This window comes from Streptomyces sp. NPDC017991 (assembly GCF_044328075.1).
GTDB lineage: Bacteria > Actinomycetota > Actinomycetes > Streptomycetales > Streptomycetaceae > Streptomyces.
In genome coordinates, this window is the sequence record NZ_JBIRGP010000021.1 from 79,387 (window position 1) to 98,246 (window position 18,860).

At 71.0% G+C, this 18,860-nt stretch carries 17 protein-coding genes; 10 read left to right on the top strand and 7 right to left on the bottom strand.

What is annotated here, in order from left to right; genetic code table 11:
- Positions 1–90: 90 nt before the first annotated feature.
- The 3 genes from ACH4DZ_RS41685 (at position 91) to ACH4DZ_RS41695 (ending at position 2,715) form a co-directional block, all read left to right on the top strand.
- Positions 91–600, top strand: coding sequence for a flavin reductase family protein (locus tag ACH4DZ_RS41685; RefSeq protein ID WP_398294547.1), 510 nt, complete (start codon positions 91–93; stop codon positions 598–600).
- Between the two features lie 269 nt (positions 601–869).
- Complete coding sequence (locus tag ACH4DZ_RS41690) at positions 870–1,655, top strand: electron transfer flavoprotein subunit beta/FixA family protein (protein ID WP_398294549.1); 786 nt, start codon at positions 870–872, stop codon at positions 1,653–1,655.
- A gap of 85 nt (positions 1,656–1,740) precedes the next feature.
- Entirely contained in the window at positions 1,741–2,715 is a 975-nt protein-coding gene (locus ACH4DZ_RS41695; protein ID WP_398294550.1) for an electron transfer flavoprotein subunit alpha/FixB family protein, read from the top strand.
- Between the two features lie 72 nt (positions 2,716–2,787).
- Here the strand turns inward: ACH4DZ_RS41695 and ACH4DZ_RS41700 are convergent, their stop codons facing one another.
- Positions 2,788–3,690, bottom strand: a complete 903-nt coding sequence (locus ACH4DZ_RS41700; RefSeq protein WP_398294552.1) for an endonuclease/exonuclease/phosphatase family protein — start codon at positions 3,688–3,690, stop codon at positions 2,788–2,790.
- Between the two features lie 277 nt (positions 3,691–3,967).
- Between ACH4DZ_RS41700 and ACH4DZ_RS41705 the strand changes: the two genes are divergently transcribed.
- Positions 3,968–5,272: a DUF6986 family protein gene (locus ACH4DZ_RS41705; protein WP_398294554.1), complete on the top strand. Its 1,305-nt coding sequence runs from the start codon at positions 3,968–3,970 to the stop codon at positions 5,270–5,272.
- A gap of 96 nt (positions 5,273–5,368) precedes the next feature.
- Positions 5,369–7,144: a protein kinase gene (locus tag ACH4DZ_RS41710; RefSeq protein WP_398294556.1), complete on the top strand. Its 1,776-nt coding sequence runs from the start codon at positions 5,369–5,371 to the stop codon at positions 7,142–7,144.
- On the opposite strand, the gene ACH4DZ_RS41715 is transcribed toward ACH4DZ_RS41710, so the two are convergent.
- The gene (locus ACH4DZ_RS41715) at positions 7,090–7,944 is read right to left on the bottom strand and encodes a hypothetical protein (protein ID WP_398294558.1); all 855 of its coding nucleotides are present in this window, start codon (positions 7,942–7,944) and stop codon (positions 7,090–7,092) included. The two genes, ACH4DZ_RS41710 and ACH4DZ_RS41715, sit on opposite strands and share 55 nt — an antisense overlap.
- 3 nt (positions 7,945–7,947) lie before the next feature.
- Positions 7,948–8,985: a LacI family DNA-binding transcriptional regulator gene (locus tag ACH4DZ_RS41720; protein WP_398294560.1), complete on the bottom strand. Its 1,038-nt coding sequence runs from the start codon at positions 8,983–8,985 to the stop codon at positions 7,948–7,950.
- A 220-nt stretch (positions 8,986–9,205) separates the two neighbouring features.
- Between ACH4DZ_RS41720 and ACH4DZ_RS41725 the strand changes: the two genes are divergently transcribed.
- A complete protein-coding gene (locus ACH4DZ_RS41725; protein WP_398294562.1) occupies positions 9,206–10,159 on the top strand; it encodes an ROK family protein in 954 nt (317 codons plus the stop codon).
- A 409-nt stretch (positions 10,160–10,568) separates the two neighbouring features.
- On the opposite strand, the gene ACH4DZ_RS41730 is transcribed toward ACH4DZ_RS41725, so the two are convergent.
- A complete protein-coding gene (locus ACH4DZ_RS41730) occupies positions 10,569–12,680 on the bottom strand; it encodes an NPCBM/NEW2 domain-containing protein (RefSeq protein ID WP_398294564.1) in 2,112 nt (703 codons plus the stop codon).
- A gap of 349 nt (positions 12,681–13,029) precedes the next feature.
- Between ACH4DZ_RS41730 and ACH4DZ_RS41735 the strand changes: the two genes are divergently transcribed.
- Complete coding sequence (locus ACH4DZ_RS41735; protein WP_398294566.1) at positions 13,030–13,224, top strand: hypothetical protein; 195 nt, start codon at positions 13,030–13,032, stop codon at positions 13,222–13,224.
- Positions 13,225–13,792: 568 nt separating this feature from the next.
- On the opposite strand, the gene ACH4DZ_RS41740 is transcribed toward ACH4DZ_RS41735, so the two are convergent.
- Complete coding sequence (locus ACH4DZ_RS41740; RefSeq protein WP_398294568.1) at positions 13,793–14,251, bottom strand: DUF4158 domain-containing protein; 459 nt, start codon at positions 14,249–14,251, stop codon at positions 13,793–13,795.
- Between the two features lie 182 nt (positions 14,252–14,433).
- Between ACH4DZ_RS41740 and ACH4DZ_RS41745 the strand changes: the two genes are divergently transcribed.
- Both ACH4DZ_RS41745 and ACH4DZ_RS41750 read left to right on the top strand, forming a co-directional pair.
- A complete protein-coding gene (locus tag ACH4DZ_RS41745; RefSeq protein ID WP_398294570.1) occupies positions 14,434–14,781 on the top strand; it encodes a hypothetical protein in 348 nt (115 codons plus the stop codon).
- Positions 14,782–15,204: 423 nt separating this feature from the next.
- Positions 15,205–15,966, top strand: coding sequence for a maleylpyruvate isomerase family mycothiol-dependent enzyme (locus ACH4DZ_RS41750; RefSeq protein WP_398294572.1), 762 nt, complete (start codon positions 15,205–15,207; stop codon positions 15,964–15,966).
- 139 nt (positions 15,967–16,105) lie between these two features.
- On the opposite strand, the gene ACH4DZ_RS41755 is transcribed toward ACH4DZ_RS41750, so the two are convergent.
- Positions 16,106–16,867 carry a ZIP family metal transporter gene (locus ACH4DZ_RS41755; RefSeq protein WP_398294574.1) on the bottom strand — a complete coding sequence of 254 codons (762 nt, stop codon included), beginning with the start codon at positions 16,865–16,867 and terminating at the stop codon, positions 16,106–16,108.
- 112 nt (positions 16,868–16,979) lie between these two features.
- Positions 16,980–17,198, bottom strand: a complete 219-nt coding sequence (locus ACH4DZ_RS41760; protein ID WP_398294576.1) for a hypothetical protein — start codon at positions 17,196–17,198, stop codon at positions 16,980–16,982.
- Positions 17,199–17,403: 205 nt separating this feature from the next.
- Between ACH4DZ_RS41760 and ACH4DZ_RS41765 the strand changes: the two genes are divergently transcribed.
- Entirely contained in the window at positions 17,404–18,309 is a 906-nt protein-coding gene (locus ACH4DZ_RS41765; RefSeq protein ID WP_398294578.1) for an alpha/beta fold hydrolase, read from the top strand.
- The last annotated feature ends 551 nt before the right edge of the window (positions 18,310–18,860 follow it).

Here is an 18,860-nt window from a genome sequence, read left to right on the forward strand (position 1 = left end):
CCGCGGCCCCTGTCCGCGGTGCGGGCGGGCGCTGTCCGGGCTGCTGAGCAGCCCAGGACCCCCGCCGGCCTCGCGCAGAAGGACGACTCCATGACGGCCACGCCCGATCTCCGTACCTCCCGACTCGCCTCCCCGGACCTGCTCCGCTCCGTCTTCCGGCAGCACGCCGCCGGTGTCGCCGTGATCACCGCGCGCGGCGACGAGGGCCCTGTCGGCTTCACCGCCACCTCGCTCGCCTCCGTGTCCGCCGAGCCCCCGTTGATCTCCTTCGGTATCGGCACCGGCGCCTCCAGCTGGCCGGCCGTCTCGCGGACGGACCATGTGGGCGTCCACCTGCTCGGCGAGCATCAGCGGGAACTGGCCGCCACCTTCGCCAGCAGCGGCGCCGACCGCTTCGGCGAGCCCACCGCCTGGCGGGAGGGCCCCGAAGGCGTTCCCGTGCTCGACGACGTCCTCGCCTGGCTCGTGTGCCGGGTCGTCACCCGTGTTCCCGCCGGGGATCATCGCGTCGTGCTCGCCGAGGTGGTGCTCGGGGACCCCGCCGGTGCCGGACGCCCGCTGCTGTACCACCAGGGGCGGTTCAACGCGCTGAGGGAATAGCGCGCTCGGGGGCGGGTGTGTCCGGCCGCCCGGCCCACCCTGCCCGCCCCCGTCTGCGAACACGTCGAGTTCCGATTACGCTGCGTTGCGAAGGTCACAGTTCAAAGCGCTTGCTTAGAGGGAACCAGCTACGGGACCGTAGAAGCGCGTACTGGCGAGTAATATTTCGCCCGGAGCGCGGGTCGCCCCCACCGGGAACGGCCGCTTCAGGCGCCTATGCTGCCCGTAGGCAGGCAGCCCAGAAAAGACGATGCAGTAGGAGAGCCGGCGTGAGCTTGAGGATCGTTGTCACTGTTAAGTACGTGCCCGACGCCACTGGCGACCGGCACTTCGCCGAGGACCTGACCGTCGACCGTGACGACGTGGACGGCCTGCTGTCGGAGCTCGACGAGTACGCGGTCGAGCAGGCACTGCAGATCGCCGGCGAAGCGGACGACGCGGAGATCACCGTGCTGACCGTGGGCCCCGAGGACGCGAAGGACGCGCTGCGCAAGGCGCTGTCGATGGGCGCGGACAAGGCCATCCACGTCGAGGACGACGATCTGCACGGCACCGACGCGATCGGCACCTCGCTGGTGCTGGCCAAGGCGATCGAGAAGGCCGGCTACGACCTGGTCATCTCCGGCATGGCCTCCACCGACGGCACCATGGGCGTGCTCCCGGCCCTGGTAGCCGAGCGCCTGGGCGTCCCGCAGATCACGCTGCTCTCCGAGGTCTCCGTCGCGGACGGCGTCGTCAGGGGCCGCCGTGACGGCGACAGCGCCTCCGAGCAGCTTGAGGCGTCCCTGCCCGCCGTCGTGTCGGTCACCGACCAGTCGGGCGAGGCGCGTTACCCGTCCTTCAAGGGCATCATGGCCGCCAAGAAGAAGCCCGTCGAGTCCTGGGACCTCGAAGACCTGGAGATCGAGGCCGACGAGGTCGGTCTCGAAGGCTCCTGGACCAGGGTCGACTCCGCCACCGAGCGGCCGGCGCGCACCGCGGGCACGATCGTCAAGGACGAGGGCGAGGGCGGCAAGCAGCTCGCCGCCTTCCTCGCGGAGCGCAAGTTCGTCTAAGCCGAGCCTCGCGGGCCAGGAGTCCGTCCGAGCCCGCGGTTGCCGCCCGCCCCTCATCTTCCGCAAGCAGGAGAGAAGAAGTCCCATGGCTGAAGTTCTCGTCTACGTCGACCACGTGGACGGCTCCGTCCGCAAGCCCACCCTGGAACTGCTGACACTGGCCCGCCGCATCGGCGACCCGGTCGCCGTCGCGCTCGGCGCCGGCGCCGCGGACACCGCCGCCACGCTCGCCGAACACGGCGCCGTCAAGGTACTCACCGACGAGGCCGCCGAGTACGCCGACTACCTCGTCGTACCGAAGGTGGACGCGCTGCAGGCCGCCGTCGGGGCCGTGTCCGCCGCGGGCTCCCTGGCCGCCGTGCTGGTCCCCTCGTCCGCCGAGGCCAAGGAGATCGCCGCCCGCCTCGCGCTGCGCATCGGCTCGGGTGTCATCACCGACGCCGTCGACGTCGAGGCCGGCGACTCCGGCCCGGTGGCCACCCAGTCGGTGTTCGCCGCCTCGTACTCCACGAAGACCCGGGTCTCCAAGGGCACCCCGGTCATCACCGTCAAGCCCAACTCGGCCCCCGTCGAGGCCGCCCCGGCCGCCGGCACCGTCGAGGCGCTGTCCGTGACCTTCTCCGCGGCTGCCACCGGCACCAAGGTCACCGGCCGCACCCCGCGCGCATCGACGGGCCGCCCGGACCTGACCGAGGCCGCGATCGTGGTCTCCGGCGGCCGTGGCGTCAACGGCAGCGAGAACTTCGCCATCATCGAGGCACTCGCCGACTCCCTCGGCGCGGCCGTCGGCGCCTCGCGCGCCGCCGTGGACGCCGGCTGGTACCCGCACACCAACCAGGTGGGCCAGACCGGCAAGAGCGTGTCCCCGCAGCTGTACATCGCCAACGGCATCTCCGGCGCGATCCAGCACCGCGCCGGCATGCAGACCTCGAAGACGATCGTGGCAGTCAACAAGGACGCCGAAGCCCCGATCTTCGACCTCGTCGACTACGGCGTCGTCGGCGACCTCTTCGAGGTCGTCCCGCAACTCACCGAAGAAATCAAGACCCGCAAGGGCTGAGCGCTCTCCTTGTCTGGGTGAGGCCCCCTCGACCGTGTCGGTCGAGGGGGCCTCACGGCGTGCGGGCACTGCTCAGCCCAGGGTCAGGGACGCCTGTACGGGCAGGTGGTCGCTCGGGAACTGCCCGTCCACGGAGAAGGTGTCGATCGACGCCCGGTGCGCGCTCACCCCGGGCGAGGCGAGGATCCAGTCGATGCGGTCGCCGTCCGGGGTCAGCGGCCGGTACCCGTGGAACGTCGCGTACAGCCTGCTCCGCTCGGCCGCCGTCTCCCAGGTGTCGACGAGGCCGGCGCCCAGCATCGTGTCGTAGACCGGGTTCTTGTGGGCGGCGACGTTGAAGTCGCCGGTCACCACCAGCGGCAGGGACCGGTCGAGCCCCGTGATCCGCTCGGCGATCAGGGACGCGGCCCGCGCGCGTGCGTTCTGGCTCGCGTTGTCCAGGTGCGTGTTGAGGAAGTAGAACTCCCGCTGCCCGTCCCGCAGATCACGGAAGCGGACCCAGGTGACCATGCGTATGGAGCCGCCGCCCCAGGTGTTCGAGCCGATGACGGCGGGCGTGTCCGAGAGCCAGAAGTGGTCGTACTCGACCGGGGCGAGTCTGCGGGTGTCGTAGAAGACCGTCATGAACTCGTCCCGGCTGCCGCCCGCGCGGCCCGTGCCGATCCAGTCGTAGTGCGCGCCGAGGTCCGTCGCGATGTCGCGCACCTGCTGGTGGAGGCCTTCCTGGGTGCCGATGACGTGCAGTCGCTCCCGGCGCAGCAGTGCACGGGTGACAGGGCGGCGGACGGCCCAGCTGTTGGGTTCGGCGGTGCTCGCGTACCGCAGGTTGAAGGACATGACCTCCAGGTGGCCGCGGCGGTCCGCCGCCGAGGCGGGCGACCTGGAGAGCGCTGTACTGGACAGGGGCAGGGCGACCGCGGTGGCGAGCGCGGTCCTGAGTCCCAGGCGGCGCGTGACTCGGCTGTGACGGGGCACGGGATGCTCCTTCTGTGGCCAATGCCGGTCTGTGGTGCGGACCGGTTCTGCACGGATGCCGGTCGAGTCGTGCGCCTCGCAGTCTCGAAGTTGGGCGTGAACATGTCGAGATGCCGGGATGGACCCCGGGGGAAGTCCGCGCGTGTTCCGGGAGGGGGTCGGGGGAGGATCTCATTGCGGGAGCGCTGGAATGAGGGTGTTGACCAGCCAGAAGGTCGCGGATAACTTCGCTCTACGGATAGTTGATTCCGCTGAGCGGAAAACAGGAGGGTGTGGAATGGGTCAGGGTCAGCAGGAGAAGGTGACGACGAGCCTCGCCGGCGCCGTCAGCGAGGAGATCAGCGCCTCCCTCGCCCCGGTCGACGCCGAGTTGGAGCGCCGCTACCCCGGAGACCCCGGCACCCGCCAGCCCGTCCACACCGTGTACGTCCCGGGCGACGCCTTCGCCGCGGACACCATCCGCTCCTGGGGCGACCAGGCCCTCGCCGCCCTCGACCGGCACGCGCCCGACGCGGACTCCTTCGCCGCCGTCCTCGGCCTCTCCGACGACCTCGCGGAGCCCGTGTACGCCCGCGTACGCGCCAAGCTGGAGCGCGAACCGATCGAAGACCTGCGCGTCGACTTCGAGGACGGCTACGGGCCGCGTCCCGACGCCGAGGAGGACGAGACCGCGGCCCGCGCCGCGCGGCTGATCACGGAGGCGTACCGGGACGGCACGGCCGCCCCCTACATGGGTATTCGGATGAAGTGCATGGAGGCGCCGGTCCGCGACCGGGGCATCCGCACGCTCGACATCTTCCTCACCGGGCTGATGGAGGCCGGCGGACTGCCCGACGGGCTGGTGCTGACCCTGCCGAAGGTCACGTACGCGGAGCAGGTCACCGCGATGGTGCGGCTCCTGGAGGAGTTCGAGAAGGCGCACGGTCTGGAGCGGGGCCGGATCGGGTTCGAGATCCAGATCGAGACCAGCCAGTCCATCCTCGCCACCGACGGCACGGCGACCGTCGCCCGGATGATCCAGGCCGCCGGGGGCCGCGCGAGCGGCCTGCACTACGGGACCTTCGACTACAGCGCCTGCCTCGGGGTCTCCGCCGCCTACCAGGCGAGCGACCACCCGGCCGCCGACCATGCCAAGGCGATCATGCAGGTGGCGGCCGCGGGCACCGGCGTACGGGTCTCGGACGGTTCCACCAACGTGCTGCCGGTCGGCCCGACGGCGAAGGTCCACGACGCCTGGCGCCTGCACTTCGGACTCACCCGCCGCGCCCTCGCCCGCGCCTACTACCAGGGCTGGGACATGCACCCCGGGCACCTCCCGACCCGGTACGCGGCAGTGTTCGCCTTCTACCGCGAAGGGTTCGAGCAGGCCGCGGCCCGCCTCGTCGCGTACGCCAACCGTGCCGGCGGCGACGTGATGGACGAGCCCGCCACCGCCAAGGCGCTCAGCGGCTATCTGCTGCGCGGCCTGGACTGCGGGGCCCTCGACATCGCGGAGGTGGCACGCGCGACCGGGCTCACGCGCGCGGACCTGGAGGGCTTCGCCGTACCGAGGCGGGCCGACCTGACTGTCTCGGCCAAGTAGCGGCCCTGTCACAGCCCTTACCGCCGGCGCTCGCCGTCACCCGGGCCCCGTACTGTGGGCGGCACTTCATTGACGTGTCACAGGAACGGGGCAGCGGTGTCTGCGGGGGAGAACCAGCAGCCGGGAGAGAAGAGCCGGCCCGGGGAGAGCGAACAGCCGGACGGGACCGGGCGGCTCCTGGCCGGCCGCTACCGTGTCGTGGCCCCACTGGGCCGCGGCGGAATGGGCGTGGTCTGGCGGGCCCGCGACGAGGTGCTCGGCCGCGAGGTGGCCGTCAAGGAACTGCGCACCTACACGGACGCGGACGCACCCGAACTCGCTGGCCTGGGACTGCGGATGCAGCGCGAGGCCCGGGCGGCGGCCCGGGTGCGCCACCCCGGTGTGATCGCCGTGCACGACGTGGCGGAGATCGACGGCCGCCCGCTCATCGTCATGGAGCTGGTGGACGGGCCGTCCCTGGACGACGTCCTGCGCGAGCGCGGCACGATCGGCGCCCGCGAGGCCGCCGGGATCGGTGCGAAGGTCATGGACGCGCTCGCCGCGGCCCACCGGGCCGGGGTCCTGCACCGCGACGTGAAGCCGGGCAACATCCTGCTCGACCGTTCGGGGCGGGTCGTCCTCACGGACTTCGGCATCGCCACGATGGAGGACCCCGGCGACGGCTCCACCACGCATCTCACGCGCAGCGGCGAACTGGTCGGTTCCCTGGACTACCTGGCACCCGAACGGGCCCAGGGGTACGAGCCGGGCCCCGCCTCCGACATCTGGGCGCTCGGTGCCACGCTCTACGCGGCCGTCGAGGGGTCCTCGCCGTTCCGCCGCACCTCCACGTGGTCCACGCTCACGGCGATCGTCGTCGAACCGCTGCCGGAACCGCGACGGGCCGGGCCGCTGGGTCCCGTCCTGCGACAGCTGATGCACAAGCAGCCCGAGTCCCGCCCGGAGGCCGGCCGCGCGAGTGAGCTCCTGGAAGCGGTGGCGGCGGCGACCGACGATCACCCGACCGGCCAGGACCCGACCGGCCAGGACTCGGCGACCCGCGGGCTGAGGGCGCCCGCGCCCCCGGTACGGGACGCGACCGAGCGGAGCGTACCGGTGATACCACCGGGATTCGGGCCGCCCCAGCCGATGCCGCAGTCGGCCGCTCCGGCCGCCCCGGCCGCGCAGGTCACCCCGGTCACTGCCGACCCCGCCACGCCCGCCGATCCCCGACGCGGCAGGGGACGCGTCCTGCTCGTCGGCGCGGCCGTCGCCGTCGTGCTGGCCTCGACCGGCGTCATCGTCGCCCAGCTGACGGACTCCGGCGAGTCCGGGTCCGCCGCGAGGGCCGGGACCTCCCGGGACGCGGACGGCACCGCCTCCCCGGGCGCCACCCGAGGCTCGGTCGACCTGACGGACGACAGGAAGCCCACGGAACAGGCCGACAAGAAGAAGTCGTCGCCCCCGGGCGACAAGCCGGATGCCACGCAGGACGCCGACCGCACCGAGGACGCCGAGCCGACGGACAAGGCACCCGCTGCCTCGCCCGGAGCCACCAAGGGCGGTACCACGGGCGGGAGTTCGGGCGGCGGGGAGACCGCGGGCCCCGCACCGGTCTGCCATGCCATCGGGGGCGGCAAGTACAACTGCCAGGTCTGGAAGACCGCGGCGTCGTACACCGCCGCGGGAGCGCGGGCGGGCACGCTCAACTCCGGCACCAACTACTTCTACTGCCAGCAGAACCTGGGGCGCCGCGAGACCTCCGGGAAGTGGACGAACACCTGGTGGGCGAAGACCGACGACGACAGCGGCAACACCGGCGTCTATGTCAGCGACGTCTACATCCAGGGCGGCGACAACGACGCACCGGTGCCAGGACTGCCCGTCTGCTGACCGCGTACGTACTTCTCCAGGCCGGAAGCCGTCGTGCGCCCCTCCCGGGCGAAGAGCCGGGTCCCCTCGGCGCAGAGCCGCAGGTCGCCGCGGGCCCGGGAGCAGAACTCCTCGGGCGTGGCCCCGAACAGCTTCCGCAACCCCGTTGATTCCGCGAGGAGTTCGGTGAGCAGCCGACGCTCGCCGGGGTGCTCGCGCGGCTTCCCGGTGCCGTCCCGGAGGACACCGTGACGGTTCACATACAGGTGGACACCGTCGAGCGGCGCACCCGGCCCGCTCGGCTCACCCGGTGCACCCGGCCCGCCCGGCTCCGGCTCGACGCGGAAGCCTGCCGAAGGCAGCAGCACGCGATCGTACGCACCCGACGGCCTCGTGACTCCCTCGCTCGCGTCGATCGCGGCCAGCTGGGCCGGGTCCAGCCAGGTGAGGAACAGTTCCCGGGTGTGCCCGGGGGCGCGAAAGGGCGACGCGGACACGTATCCCAGGGCGCTGACGTGCGCCGAGACGCCGATCTTCAGCCCGGTGACCCGCGCCTTCACCAGGGGGATCGGGGACGACAACTCGTACTGGCGCATCTTGTGCCGGAGCTGCGCGGGAGAGGCGTTCGAGCCGACCGCGAGGACGGGCACCCGGCCCGGGAACGTGCGGCGGGTCAGGGGCAGCAGCCGGTCCCCGTCGAGGAGCCCCGACTCCGCGGGCCAGGTGCCGGGATAGACCAGGGGGTCCTCGCGCGGCGCCACGGCCAGGCCGAGGGCTTCGAGCGTGCGGTCGGCGGAGTGGTGGTGCCGGGACTCTCCCATGTATCAGGCGGAGGGCGGCAGTTCACCCGAGCCACGGGTGATCAGACGGGTCGGCAGTTCGATGCGCTCGGGCAGTACGAGGGAGCCGTCGAGCTGGCGGAAGAGGCGGTCGGCGGCGGTACGGCCGAGCTGGGCGGCGTCCTGGGCGACGACGGTGACCCCGGGCTGGAGGAGGTCGGCGAGCTCGATGTCGTCGAAGCCGACCAGGGCGACCGGGCGGGCGCGCTCCGCGATGACCCGTACGACCGTGACCGTCACGCGGTTGTTGCCCGCGAAGACCGCGGTCACGGGGGAGGAGCCCGAGAGCATGGTCTCGGCCGCCAGGCGGACCCGCTCCGGGCCGGTGACGCCCAGGGACATCCAGTCGGGCTCCACCGGGATGCCGGCGTCCTCCATCGCGGCGCGGTAGCCGCGCAGCCGCTCGGCGGCGGTGTGGATGCGGGGCATGTCCCCGATGAATCCGATCCGGCGGTGGCCGTGCGCGATGAGATGCGCGACGCCGTCGCGAGCGCCGCCGAAGCTGTCGGAGAGCACGACGTCCGCGTCGATCTGCCCGGCGGGGCGGTCCACGAACACCGTGGCGACGCCCGCCTTTATCTCGGGCTCCAGATAGCGGTGGTCGTCACCCGCCGGGATGACGACCAGCCCGTCCACGCGGCGCGCGCAGAGCGCGAGGACCAGTTCCTGCTCGCGGTCCGGGTCCTCGGCGCTGGAGCCGTTGATCAGCAGGGCGCCATGGGCGCGGGCCACCTCTTCCACCGCCCGGCTCAGCGGGCCGTAGAAGGGGTCCGCCAGGTCCTCAAGGACCAGGCCGATGCTCGCGGTGGTGCCCTTGCGCAGCACGCGTGCGCTGTCGTTGCGCCGGAAGCCCAGCGCGTCGATGGCCTCCTGCACCCGGCGCTCGGTGTCGGGGGTCACCCCGGGCTCGCCGTTGACTACGCGCGATACCGTCTTCAGGCCGACCCCGGCACGCGCGGCGACGTCCTTCATCGTCGGGCGGTTGCCGTAGCGGCTCTCGGTTCGGCGGGTGGTCTCGGCCACGATGCGCTGTCCTGTCCTGTAGTCCTGTGGGGCCGCGTCGGGCTTGACGGGCCCGGTGGGCACCCGGATCGGGATGTGGCGTCGAGCATAGAGCCTGGACAACGTTGTCAGATGCGAGAGAGACTGTCCATCGCTTTCTCCGGCCCGCTCTCCCCACCGCGCGACCGGCCTGCCCTTTCCTCATGGTCCAATCGGGATCCGATCGGGAGAACTGACACTGATGCACACCGACCTCGTGGCCGCGCTCGACATCGGCGGCACCAAGATCGCCGGAGCGCTGGTGGACGGCCACGGCCGGATCCTGCTGCGCGCCCAGCGGCCGACGCCCGCGCAGGAGCACGGCGACATCGTCATACGGGCCGTCGAGGCCGTGCTCGGCGAACTGACCGCCTCGCCGCTGTGGAGCGGGGTCACGGCGGTCGGCATCGGCAGCGCCGGTCCCGTGGACGCCTCGGCGGGCACGGTGAGTCCGGTGAACGTGCCCGGCTGGCGCGACTTCCCCCTCGTCGAGCGGGTGCGTGCCGTGACGGACGGGCTGCCCGTCGAGCTGATCGGTGACGGGGTGGCGATCACGGCGGCCGAGCACTGGCAGGGGGCGGCCCGTGGCCATGACAACGCGCTGTGCATGGTGGTCTCGACGGGCGTCGGTGGCGGGCTGGTCCTCGGGGGGAAGCTTCACCCCGGTCCCACGGGCAACGCCGGTCATATCGGCCACATCAGCGTGGATCTCGACGGCGATCTGTGTCCGTGCGGGTCCCGTGGGTGCGTCGAGCGCATCGCGAGCGGGCCGAACATCGCGCGCCGCGCCGTCGAGGGTGGCTGGCGGCCGGGCCCCGAAGGTGACGCCTCCGCGGCGGCCGTGGCCGCTGCCGCCCGCGCGGGCGACCCCGTTGCGACGGCCTCCTTCGAACGGGCCGCGCAGGCGCTGGCGGCGGGCATCGCGGCGACCGCGACCCTCGTGGAGATCGACATCGCGGTGATCGGCGGGGGAGTGGGAAAGGCGGGCGAGGTGCTGTTCGCGCCGCTGCGGGCCGCTCTGCGCGACTACGCGACGCTGTCGTTCGTCCAGCGGCTCACGGTGACGCCAGCGCAGATGGGCACGGACGCGGGTCTTGTGGGCGCGGCGTCGGCTGCGCTGAGCCTCCGGCCGAGCAGCACGGTGGTTGTCGGCTGAGCCGCCCGCTGTTTTGAGGGTGGGGCCCGCCGGCCGCGGAGACGTGACGGCCGGTGGGGGCGTGCCGCGCAGTTCCCCGCGCCCCTGGGAGGTCGGGGTGCGGGGGCTCCGCTCGGCGGCCAACGGACCACGACACCGCCCGGGAGGGGTTTGGGGGCGCGGGGAACGGCGCGCCGAGCCGCGATGGGCCGGCACCCGGACGACTGCCGCATCCGTGCAGCCCGCGCCTGGGAGGGGCTCGGCGTCGGGGCAGGCTGGCGCCCGGGAGGGGTTTGGGGGCGCGGGGAACTGCGCGCCGCGCCACGGCGGGCCCGCACCCGGACGACTACCGTCCCCTCCCGGGCAGGCCCGCGCCCCCCGGTGGGCTGGGGGCTCGGGGAACTGCGTGGCCCGCCATGGGCCGACGGCGTCAGCAATTGAGCCGCGCCGACGCCCAGTCGCCGTGGTCCGACGTGATCCCGTCGCCGCCGTCCGTCACGACCAGCCGGATCACCCGCGCCCCGCTCACGTCGGCGACAAGGGCCTGCGCCGCGTCCGCGTTGGTGAGAACCCCGGTCGAGGCCACCTTCGTGCCGTCGGCCCAGATCTCGAACGCGACGGACCCGTCGGCACCCTCCTCGTCGTCGACACCGACCTGTGCGCCGACGGTCTCGCAGGCCTCACCCGCGTAGTACTCGACCGCGCTCTCCGCATGGACGCCGAGCCCGGTGGCGTACACGGCGCCGTTGATCGTGAGCGGACCGCCGTCCCCGGCCGCGCTCTCGCCGTTGCTGGTGTCGCGCTCGACGGGACCCCAGCCGTTGCTGGTCGACAGCCAGGGGAGATCGCCGAGATCCGACGTGCCGGACGGCGGGGCCACCGCGATGGTCGCCGTGAGCGGCAGCACGCTTTGCGCCCGCGCCCCGCCGGGCGAGCGGTACACAGCCTTCAGCGTCACGTCGTACGACCCCGGGGGCGTGCCGGCGGGCGCGGTCACCGTCCACCCGGTGCGCAACGCCTTGCCGGTCGGCAGCGAGCCCGCCGTGGTCGGCGACATGGCCCGCACCCGCCAGCCCTCGGGTCCGGTCAGGGAGACGGAGACACGTTTCGCGGGCGTGCGGCCCAGACCGGTGACCGACGTCGTCAGGGCGGTCGCCCTCCCCGCTTCGGTCAACGTGCTTCCGTCCACGCCGAGTTCCACGGCGGGCGGGTGCACGGCCCACCGGCCGTCGGCCGAGACGCGCACGAGGACCGTGCCGTGGGCGGGGACGGTCGCCGAGATCGTGCCCGCAGTGTTGTAGCTCCTGTGCTGCCACAGATCGCGCAGCGTGTAGGCGTCCGCCTCGGGCAACCCGACGGCCTTCGCGCTGGTGGCGACGCGCTGCGGGCTGCCGGTCTCGTTGAAGAGGGCGACCGCGCGGCTGCCGTCCTTCATCTCCTTGGCGACCACCCAGCGACCGCCCTCGGAGGAGAGCACCGCCCCCTGCTTGCCGAGCGGGTCCTGGTCGACCGCGATGACCTCCTTGTTGCCGATGACGGCGAAGGTCTCCTCGGACGCGGACCGCAGGTCCGAGCCGATGAGCAGGGGCGCGGCCATGACCGACCACATCGAGAAGTGCGTGCGGTACTCCGTGTCCGTCATCCCGCCGTTGCCGACCTCCAGCATGTCGGGGTCGTTCCACCGCCCGGGACCGGCGTACTGCGTGAGAGGCAGGTTCTGCTTCATGATCGAGAGCATCGAACCCCAGTTGTCACTGATGTCCCCGGTCGTACGCCACAGGTGACCGACGTCGGCCGCCCACTCCCAGGGCTTGTTCTCGCCCCACTCGCAGATGCTGTAGACGATGGGGCGGCCGGTCGTCTGCGAGGCGGCCTTCAGGGCGTCACGCATCGTCGTGTAGCGCTGTCTGGCGTCGACGCCCTGGTTGTTGCAGTTGTCGTACTTCAGGTAGTCCACGCCCCAGTCGGCGAACTGCTGGGCGTCGCTGTACTCGTGGCCGAGCGCGCCGGGAAATCCCGCGTCGTTGCAGGTCTTCGTGCCCGCGCTGGTGTAGATGCCGAGCTTGAGCCCCTTGGCGTGCACATAGTCCGCGACCGCCTTGATCCCGCCGGGGAAGCGGGCCGGGTCCGGCACCAGTTTGCCGTCGGCGTCACGGGCGGGCAGTGCCCAGCAGTCGTCGAGGTTGACGTACTCGTACCCGGCGTCCTTGAGCCCCTTGTCGACGAAGATGTCCGCGATCCCCTTGACCATCGCCTCGTCGAACTCCGCTCGGCAGTGCGTGGAGTTCCAGTTGTTGAAGCCCATGGGCGGGGTGAGGGCGAGACCGTCGTCCAGGGCCGGCGCGGGCGACACGGGCGCGCCAGACACGGGCGCGGCAGACACCGGCGGGGTCGACGCCGACACGGCCGGGGTCGCGGCCCCGGCGGTCGGGACCGGCCCGGTCGTCCCCCAGGTACCGGTCAGGCCCAAGGCGCCGAGCAGCCCGGCGGTGAGTGCTCCGACCACTCTTCGGCGAGTTGTGCGGGTGGGAAGGTGACGCATCGTTACGTTCCTCCGTACTCGCGAAAGGTTGGATGTCCGCATGTCCGCGTCATCCATGCGCGTTTACGGTAGGACCTGTTGCACTGTGGTGGAAGGGGTGTGGTCATGGTTGTTCGATACCCCGTCAGATGCCTTGACCCTGCGTCTTGGCGCGTGCGATCCGAGCCGTACGTGCGGTTGTGTTGAATTGCGCCAACAAGGCCGATCCCGGTGCGGTCGGTGCTCGCCCGGTTCAGGGCGCCTGACAGCGGGTCAGGACATCGGATGTCAGCGGATTCGGTGAAGAGCCGACCGTGGGTTCCGGAAGGCCCGACCGTGACCCAAGGGCGGGTCGGCAGTTGAGTGGGGCATGAAGAAGCGCAGCATGCTCGCCATCGCGTCCCTCGCCACCGGCTTCGTGGTGGCGGCCGTCACCCCGTCCCACTCCCTCGACGGTGACGCCCTCAACAGCCTCAGCACACTCGACCTCCAGGACACCGTCAGCACGGTCGACCGGACGATCAGCGACGGCAGCCTGGCGACGGACGACGATTCGTCGAAGTAGGACGGCTGACCGGGCCCTGCCCGCCCGTTCCGGCCTGTCGCGACCCGAAGCCCGGCCCTTTGAGGGCCGGGCTTCCGTGCGTGTTCGAGCCCTCAAACACGCACTCACCAAGACCTGGTTCCCGTGGCAGGGTGGAGCGGGCAAGCCTCCGGGGCCAACAGCAGAGGGGGAATCGTGATCGTTAGGATCAACGATTGCGCCGACGCAAAGCCCGGTCAGCGTCCCTACCTGCATCTATCCGATCCCACTACCTGGCCTTACTTAGCTTCCACTCGCCCTGGCTAGCCCTGATTGGGAAGATCTTTCTCCCATCCGTCTCCCATGGGAGACGGGGCCCCGGCGAGTGTGCCGGGGGCCGCTCGCGTGAGACTGGGTCGGGGCGTCCATTCGGGGATGCGGATCGCGCCCCGCCCAGGCCGTCTGGGGTGTTCAGGTGAGCGGGCGATGGGCTCGCCGTGAGCTGTCGGCGTCCGGGTCCACGCGGTGCGCCATGTGGAGCGACTGGGTTCCACCCGGACCTGCTCGGGCCTGCGTTCCTTGTGCGCGACGTGCTCGGCCATATACGTCGTCAGCTTCTCCGTGTCCGCGACGCTGGACTCCCGGAAACCAAGGTGCTCCCGGATCTGCGCACGGTGGTACTCGACCGTGCGGCCCGTCCAGTCGTAGGACTCCAACTCCGATGCGGGAACCTGTACTTGAGGGCGACGAACTCCACGGCCTCACCGGGCAGCCCTGTCCGGTTCCGGGGAAACCGTCCGTACTGCGTAGAGAACTTCAGCAGCACGGCGAAGCACAGTCGCGTCGCACTGCGCTTGCCGGACACGAGCACCTGCTCGTCCTTCAACAGCGTCCAGCGCTCGACGAGTTCATCCAGGTCCAACGGAGTACGGGCCACGATCGACGATCGTCCTCGCAGAGCTTCACCCACCGCAGCCGTACGGCCCCGGACCCACCCACACCGGTGACGCCCCACAAGATCACTATCGTTTGCGGCTGGCGACAGCGTTCTTACCGGCACCCCATACACCAGGGCGGGCCGGTCCCCCTGACATCTGTCAGGGACCGTGGGAGCCGCAGTCTTTTAAAGTCACGTTCCTCACCACTTTTGTCGGTGTGGACCGTAGAAGTGCTATTTACGAGGAGGTACTTGCGATTTTCAGTAAATTCGCGAGGATTGCGGTTTCGGTCCTCGCGGTAGCGGGGTCAGTCATGACCGTTACCGCCGGGACCGCGTCCGCGAAGGCCAACGACACCTACTACGGATGCCCATCCGGAGCCGTCTGCATTTACAACACTGCCGACCCGAACTCGGGTATACAGGACGGCGGCATCTACTGGGCCTATGGCGCGCACAACCTCAGCAATCAGTTCGGCGACCACTACGTGGTGAACAACCAGTACGGTGGCGCCTGGGTGGAGCTGTGCACCGGCTACAACGCCACTGGCAGGGGCACCACCATCATCTTCGGCTCGCCGTACGGCACCGTCTCGAATCTCAGCCCGATCAACTCCATCTTCTTGGGCACCGGCAACAGCTACCCCTGCAGCCCCCCGTGATGCGCATGCAAACCGCACGTTTCGCCTCCAAGAAGATCCTGTGCACCCCACAGGCATGCGAGCGGCGCGGTATCACCGGGATGCTGATGGTGAATTCGGGGGCCTGACGTGACGTCGGTCTTCAAGACCTGGTTGTGGCCTTGAAGACCGACGTCGTCCGTCTGTCCTGGCCCCGGTGCCCTATCTCTGACCCACGGTGCCACTCTGGCTGACGCCTCGTTTCCTTGTGGTCGAGCCCTTCGCTAGACCGTCCGAGCACGGCGAGAGCGAGGCCGCGTTGCGGCACGTGCGCCGGCAGCAGCACTACTTGTGCTCGGACTGGCGTACGCCGCTTTCGCTGCCGATCAGCCCGCACGCGGTGCACGCGATGACCGCCTCAGAAATAGGGTGCGGTCTGCTGAACTGGGTTGGTAGGTAAGCGGTGTGACAGACAGTCTTGAGTATGGCGCCCTGCTGCAACTGATCGACGAGCGGTCGGCCGCATTTGGCAGTGCGGTTGCCGCCACGCCCAGTCTCGGCGCGCCGGTGCCTTTCTGCCCCGGGTGGACGTTGTTCGATCTGGTGCAGCATCTGGGGACGGGCCAGCGCTGGTGGGCCGCGATCGTCGCTGCGGGCCCGGCCGAGACTGCGCCGGCCAAGGACGCCGCACAGGCGCCGCGCGAGCTCAAGGCACTGCTGGCCTGGTACGCCGAGTCGAACGAGCTGCTGCTGCGTGCGCTGCGCGAGGCCGGCCCGGAGCGCGAGTGCTGGACGTGGTGGGGTGCTGGCATGTCGCCGGCGAATGCCTGGGGCGTCGCCCGCCGCCGGGTGCACGAGGTGCTGGTGCACACCTATGACGCTCAGCTCGCCGCAGGTGCCGTGCAGCCGATGCCGGCGGACGTCGCGATCGACGGCGTGGCCGAGTTCCTCGAAACCTGCAACTCCACCCCGGTGCCCTGGCCGCACGAGCCCGCCACCGTCCACTACCACGCCACCGAAGGCCGCTCCTGGCTCCTCGCGCTGGACGGTACCGGCGCCTGGCCCGCACCCCTCACGGACGACGCCGCGCTCCCCTCCGCTTCGGCCACGGGCACGGCTGAGCAGCTGCTTCTCTTCGTCTGGGGCCGCCTGACGCTGAGCGGCCCGAAGATCGAGGGCGACCAGCAGGTGTTCGAGCAGCTGATCGCCTGGGAGCCCGAGGAGTAGCCGGTCCAGCCAGTAGCCAGTCCAGGCCGACGAGGACACCGTGCGCGATGTGATCCACCGCTTCAAGGCGATCGGCCCTGTCTGTTGGGACCCTCAGCGGGCGTAAGGCCGTCCCCGCCTGCGACGGTGATCGGGTCCGTCAGGTGTGGGAGAGGGCGAAGGAGACCAGGAAGCCGCTGACCGTGACCAGCCCGATGGCCAGGTGGGCTTCCTCGAACGCCTCGGGGATCATCGTGTCGGCGACCATCGCGAGGATCGCTCCTGCTGCCACGGCGGTCACGGCGGCGATCACGGCGGGGGAGAAACCGCCGACCACGGTGTAGCCGAGGACCGCCGAGAGGGTGCTCGCCGCGGCGATGGCACCCCACACCCCGAAGACGTACGCCTTGCTGCGGCCGGCCTTCTTCATCCCCGCCGAGCTGGACAGCCCTTCGGGAACATTGCTGATGAACACCGCCGCCACGGTCACCAGGCTCACTGCTCCGCCGTCGAGCAGGCTCACGCCGATGACCGCCGACTCCGGGACGCCGTCGAGCAGGGCACCGAAGGCCAGCGCGAGTCCCGAACCGCTCTGCTGGTCCTCGGAGGGCTGTGTCTGGTCCTGGTGGTGGCCGGAGCGCTTGCGGTGGCGGGCGCCGCGGTGGGCCAGCCACATGTTGCCCGCCGTGTAGGCCACGGCGCCGGCCAGCGTGCCGATAGCCGCCGGCGCCAGTCCTGCCTGCTCGTAGGCTTCCCCGACCAGCTCGAAGCTGACCGCCGACAGCAGCACGCCGGCTCCGAAGGCCATCACTGTCGCGATCACCTTCTGCGGCACCCGCAGCCCGAAACCCGCCACTGCCCCGAGGAGCAGCGCAGAACCTGCAACCAGCCCCCACAGACCCGCCTGAACCACTTCTGTCATGAGCCTATGGGTACCCGGCGCCGATCATGTCATCAGCCGGTGGCGCCAAAAGCCTTCCTCATGATCCTGCGCACAAATGCTTACACCCCGTCTCCCGACGCGGGCGCGGTGGCTACGGGCCGGGATAAACAGCCTGGACGCCGGTGCCCGCATACGCCTTGGGGATGAGGGTGAGCAGGAATCGTCCGGTGGGGTGGGCGGCTGAGGGGCGGACGGTGTGGAGGGCGTGCACGGCGGCCCAGGAGTGGCCGAACCGCAGCAGTCCGGTGGCGGTGACCCGGAGCAGGTGCGAGCCCTGTCTGCCCACCTGCGGGCAGACGTGGTGGGCCATTCGTGACCGCACTCCTGCGGCCCGCCTGCCCGACGACGGTGAACCGGCACCTGCCGATGGGAGGACGGGCCACGGGCGTGACGGCATGAGCATTCTCTCCCGGGAACTGGCCTGCGTAGGCGGCGCGATGGGGGCAGGGCCGGTGCGGGCTGCTGATCGACGCCTCGCCGAACCGGCGCTCTGCGGACCGGCTAATGTCGTCGTTGTGACCTTTACCCGAGTCTCCGTGCGCAGCGGTCCGCTGGACGTGGGTATCGAGACGGCGGGGCCCGCGGACGGCCCACCCGTCCTGCTCCTGCACGGCTTCCCGTACGACCCGTACTCCTTCGAGGCCGTCGCGGACGAACTGGCGCGTGGGGGAGCGCGCGTGCTCGCCCCCTATCTGCGCGGCTTCGGCGCGACGCGCTTCGTGTCCCGCTCGACGGCCCGTTCCGGACAACAGGCGGCGATCGGGCGTGACGTACTGGGCCTCGTGGACACGCTCGGGCTGCAGGCGCCGATCCTCGTCGGGTACGACTGGGGCGGCCGCGCAGCGTGCGTGGCCGCAGCCCTGCGCCCCGATCTCGCCGGGGGTGTCGTCGCCCTCGGGGGCTACTCCATCCAGGACATCGCCGCGTCCACCGAGCCTGCGCCGCCGTTGGACGAGAGCCGGGACTGGTACCAGTACTACTTCCATAGCGCGCGTGGCCGGGAAGGTCTCACGCGCCATCGGCGGGAACTGGCGGCGCAGCTCTGGCGCGAGTGGTCGCCGACACGTCCGGTCGACGACGCGGAGTTCGAACGGACGGCTCCGTCGTTCGACAACCCCGATTTCGTCGAGGTCGCCGTCCACTCCTACCGACATCGCTTCGGGCTGGTGCCCGGCGCCGCGGAGTACGAGGACGACGAGCGCTTCCTGGCCGCTCTCCCGACCGTCGACGTCCCGGCGATCGTGCTCGATCCCACCGAGGATCCGGCACTGCACCCCCGTCCGCGCGAGGAGCACGCCGACCGGTTCCCGCGCCTCCTCGACTACCGGCGCATCCCGAGCGGCCACAACCAGCCGTTCGACGCGCCCGCAGAGGTCGCCCGCGCGGTACGCGACCTGCATGCGTTCCTGGAATCGGCGTGACCGCACCGTGGCCCCACCTGACCGCGAGGTCACGCGCGGTCGCGCCGACTCCAGGTACCTCATCGGTCCCTGGGCGTCCGTTTACCTGCTCCGAACCAGGATCGCGCAGCCCGGACAGCCCTATCCGGCTCAAGCCGTGCTTGCCGAGCGCATCGCGGAAGAGGAACCAAGCAGTGGTTCCGCCTTTCGCCGGGTGACCGGAGCAGGCCCTGATGTACGTGGTCACGGTGACCGGATGCTTAGGGCGGGCGGTGAGCGCGCGGTGCCGCGCAGGCCGTACGTGCTCTCGCCCGCCGCCGCATCAAAGACCTCTGCATCAAAGGCTTCTGGGCCTTTCTGCAAGATGGACGGTGCCACGAGCTCACGCCGCCTGTCGCCCTCGCTGCTTGGCAAGCGGCATCAGGAATCGATGTTCTCCAGGTCCGCGAGGAGGCTCGGGCGAGTGGGCCGCCAGCGGAGGGCGGTGCGGGTGTGGTCGCTGGACGCGGGTTGGTCCATGGCGAAGATCGGGCCGATGGCACCGAAGTTCTCCTGCGGTACGGATGCGACCG

What these genes read in the sequence shown, in the direction of transcription:
- ACH4DZ_RS41685 (WP_398294547.1), top strand. Translation starts at nt 91, where the DNA reads ATGACGGCCACGCCCGATCTCCGTACCTCCCGACTCGCCTCCCCGGAC.
- ACH4DZ_RS41695 (WP_398294550.1), top strand. Translation starts at nt 1,741, where the DNA reads ATGGCTGAAGTTCTCGTCTACGTCGACCACGTGGACGGCTCCGTCCGC.
- ACH4DZ_RS41705 (WP_398294554.1), top strand. Translation starts at nt 3,968, where the DNA reads ATGGGTCAGGGTCAGCAGGAGAAGGTGACGACGAGCCTCGCCGGCGCC.
- ACH4DZ_RS41715 (WP_398294558.1), bottom strand. Translation starts at nt 7,944, where the DNA reads ATGGGAGAGTCCCGGCACCACCACTCCGCCGACCGCACGCTCGAAGCC.
- ACH4DZ_RS41725 (WP_398294562.1), top strand. Translation starts at nt 9,206, where the DNA reads ATGCACACCGACCTCGTGGCCGCGCTCGACATCGGCGGCACCAAGATC.
- ACH4DZ_RS41730 (WP_398294564.1), bottom strand. Translation starts at nt 12,680, where the DNA reads ATGCGTCACCTTCCCACCCGCACAACTCGCCGAAGAGTGGTCGGAGCA.
- ACH4DZ_RS41735 (WP_398294566.1), top strand. Translation starts at nt 13,030, where the DNA reads ATGAAGAAGCGCAGCATGCTCGCCATCGCGTCCCTCGCCACCGGCTTC.
- ACH4DZ_RS41745 (WP_398294570.1), top strand. Translation starts at nt 14,434, where the DNA reads ATGACCGTTACCGCCGGGACCGCGTCCGCGAAGGCCAACGACACCTAC.
- ACH4DZ_RS41755 (WP_398294574.1), bottom strand. Translation starts at nt 16,867, where the DNA reads ATGACAGAAGTGGTTCAGGCGGGTCTGTGGGGGCTGGTTGCAGGTTCT.
- ACH4DZ_RS41760 (WP_398294576.1), bottom strand. Translation starts at nt 17,198, where the DNA reads ATGGCCCACCACGTCTGCCCGCAGGTGGGCAGACAGGGCTCGCACCTG.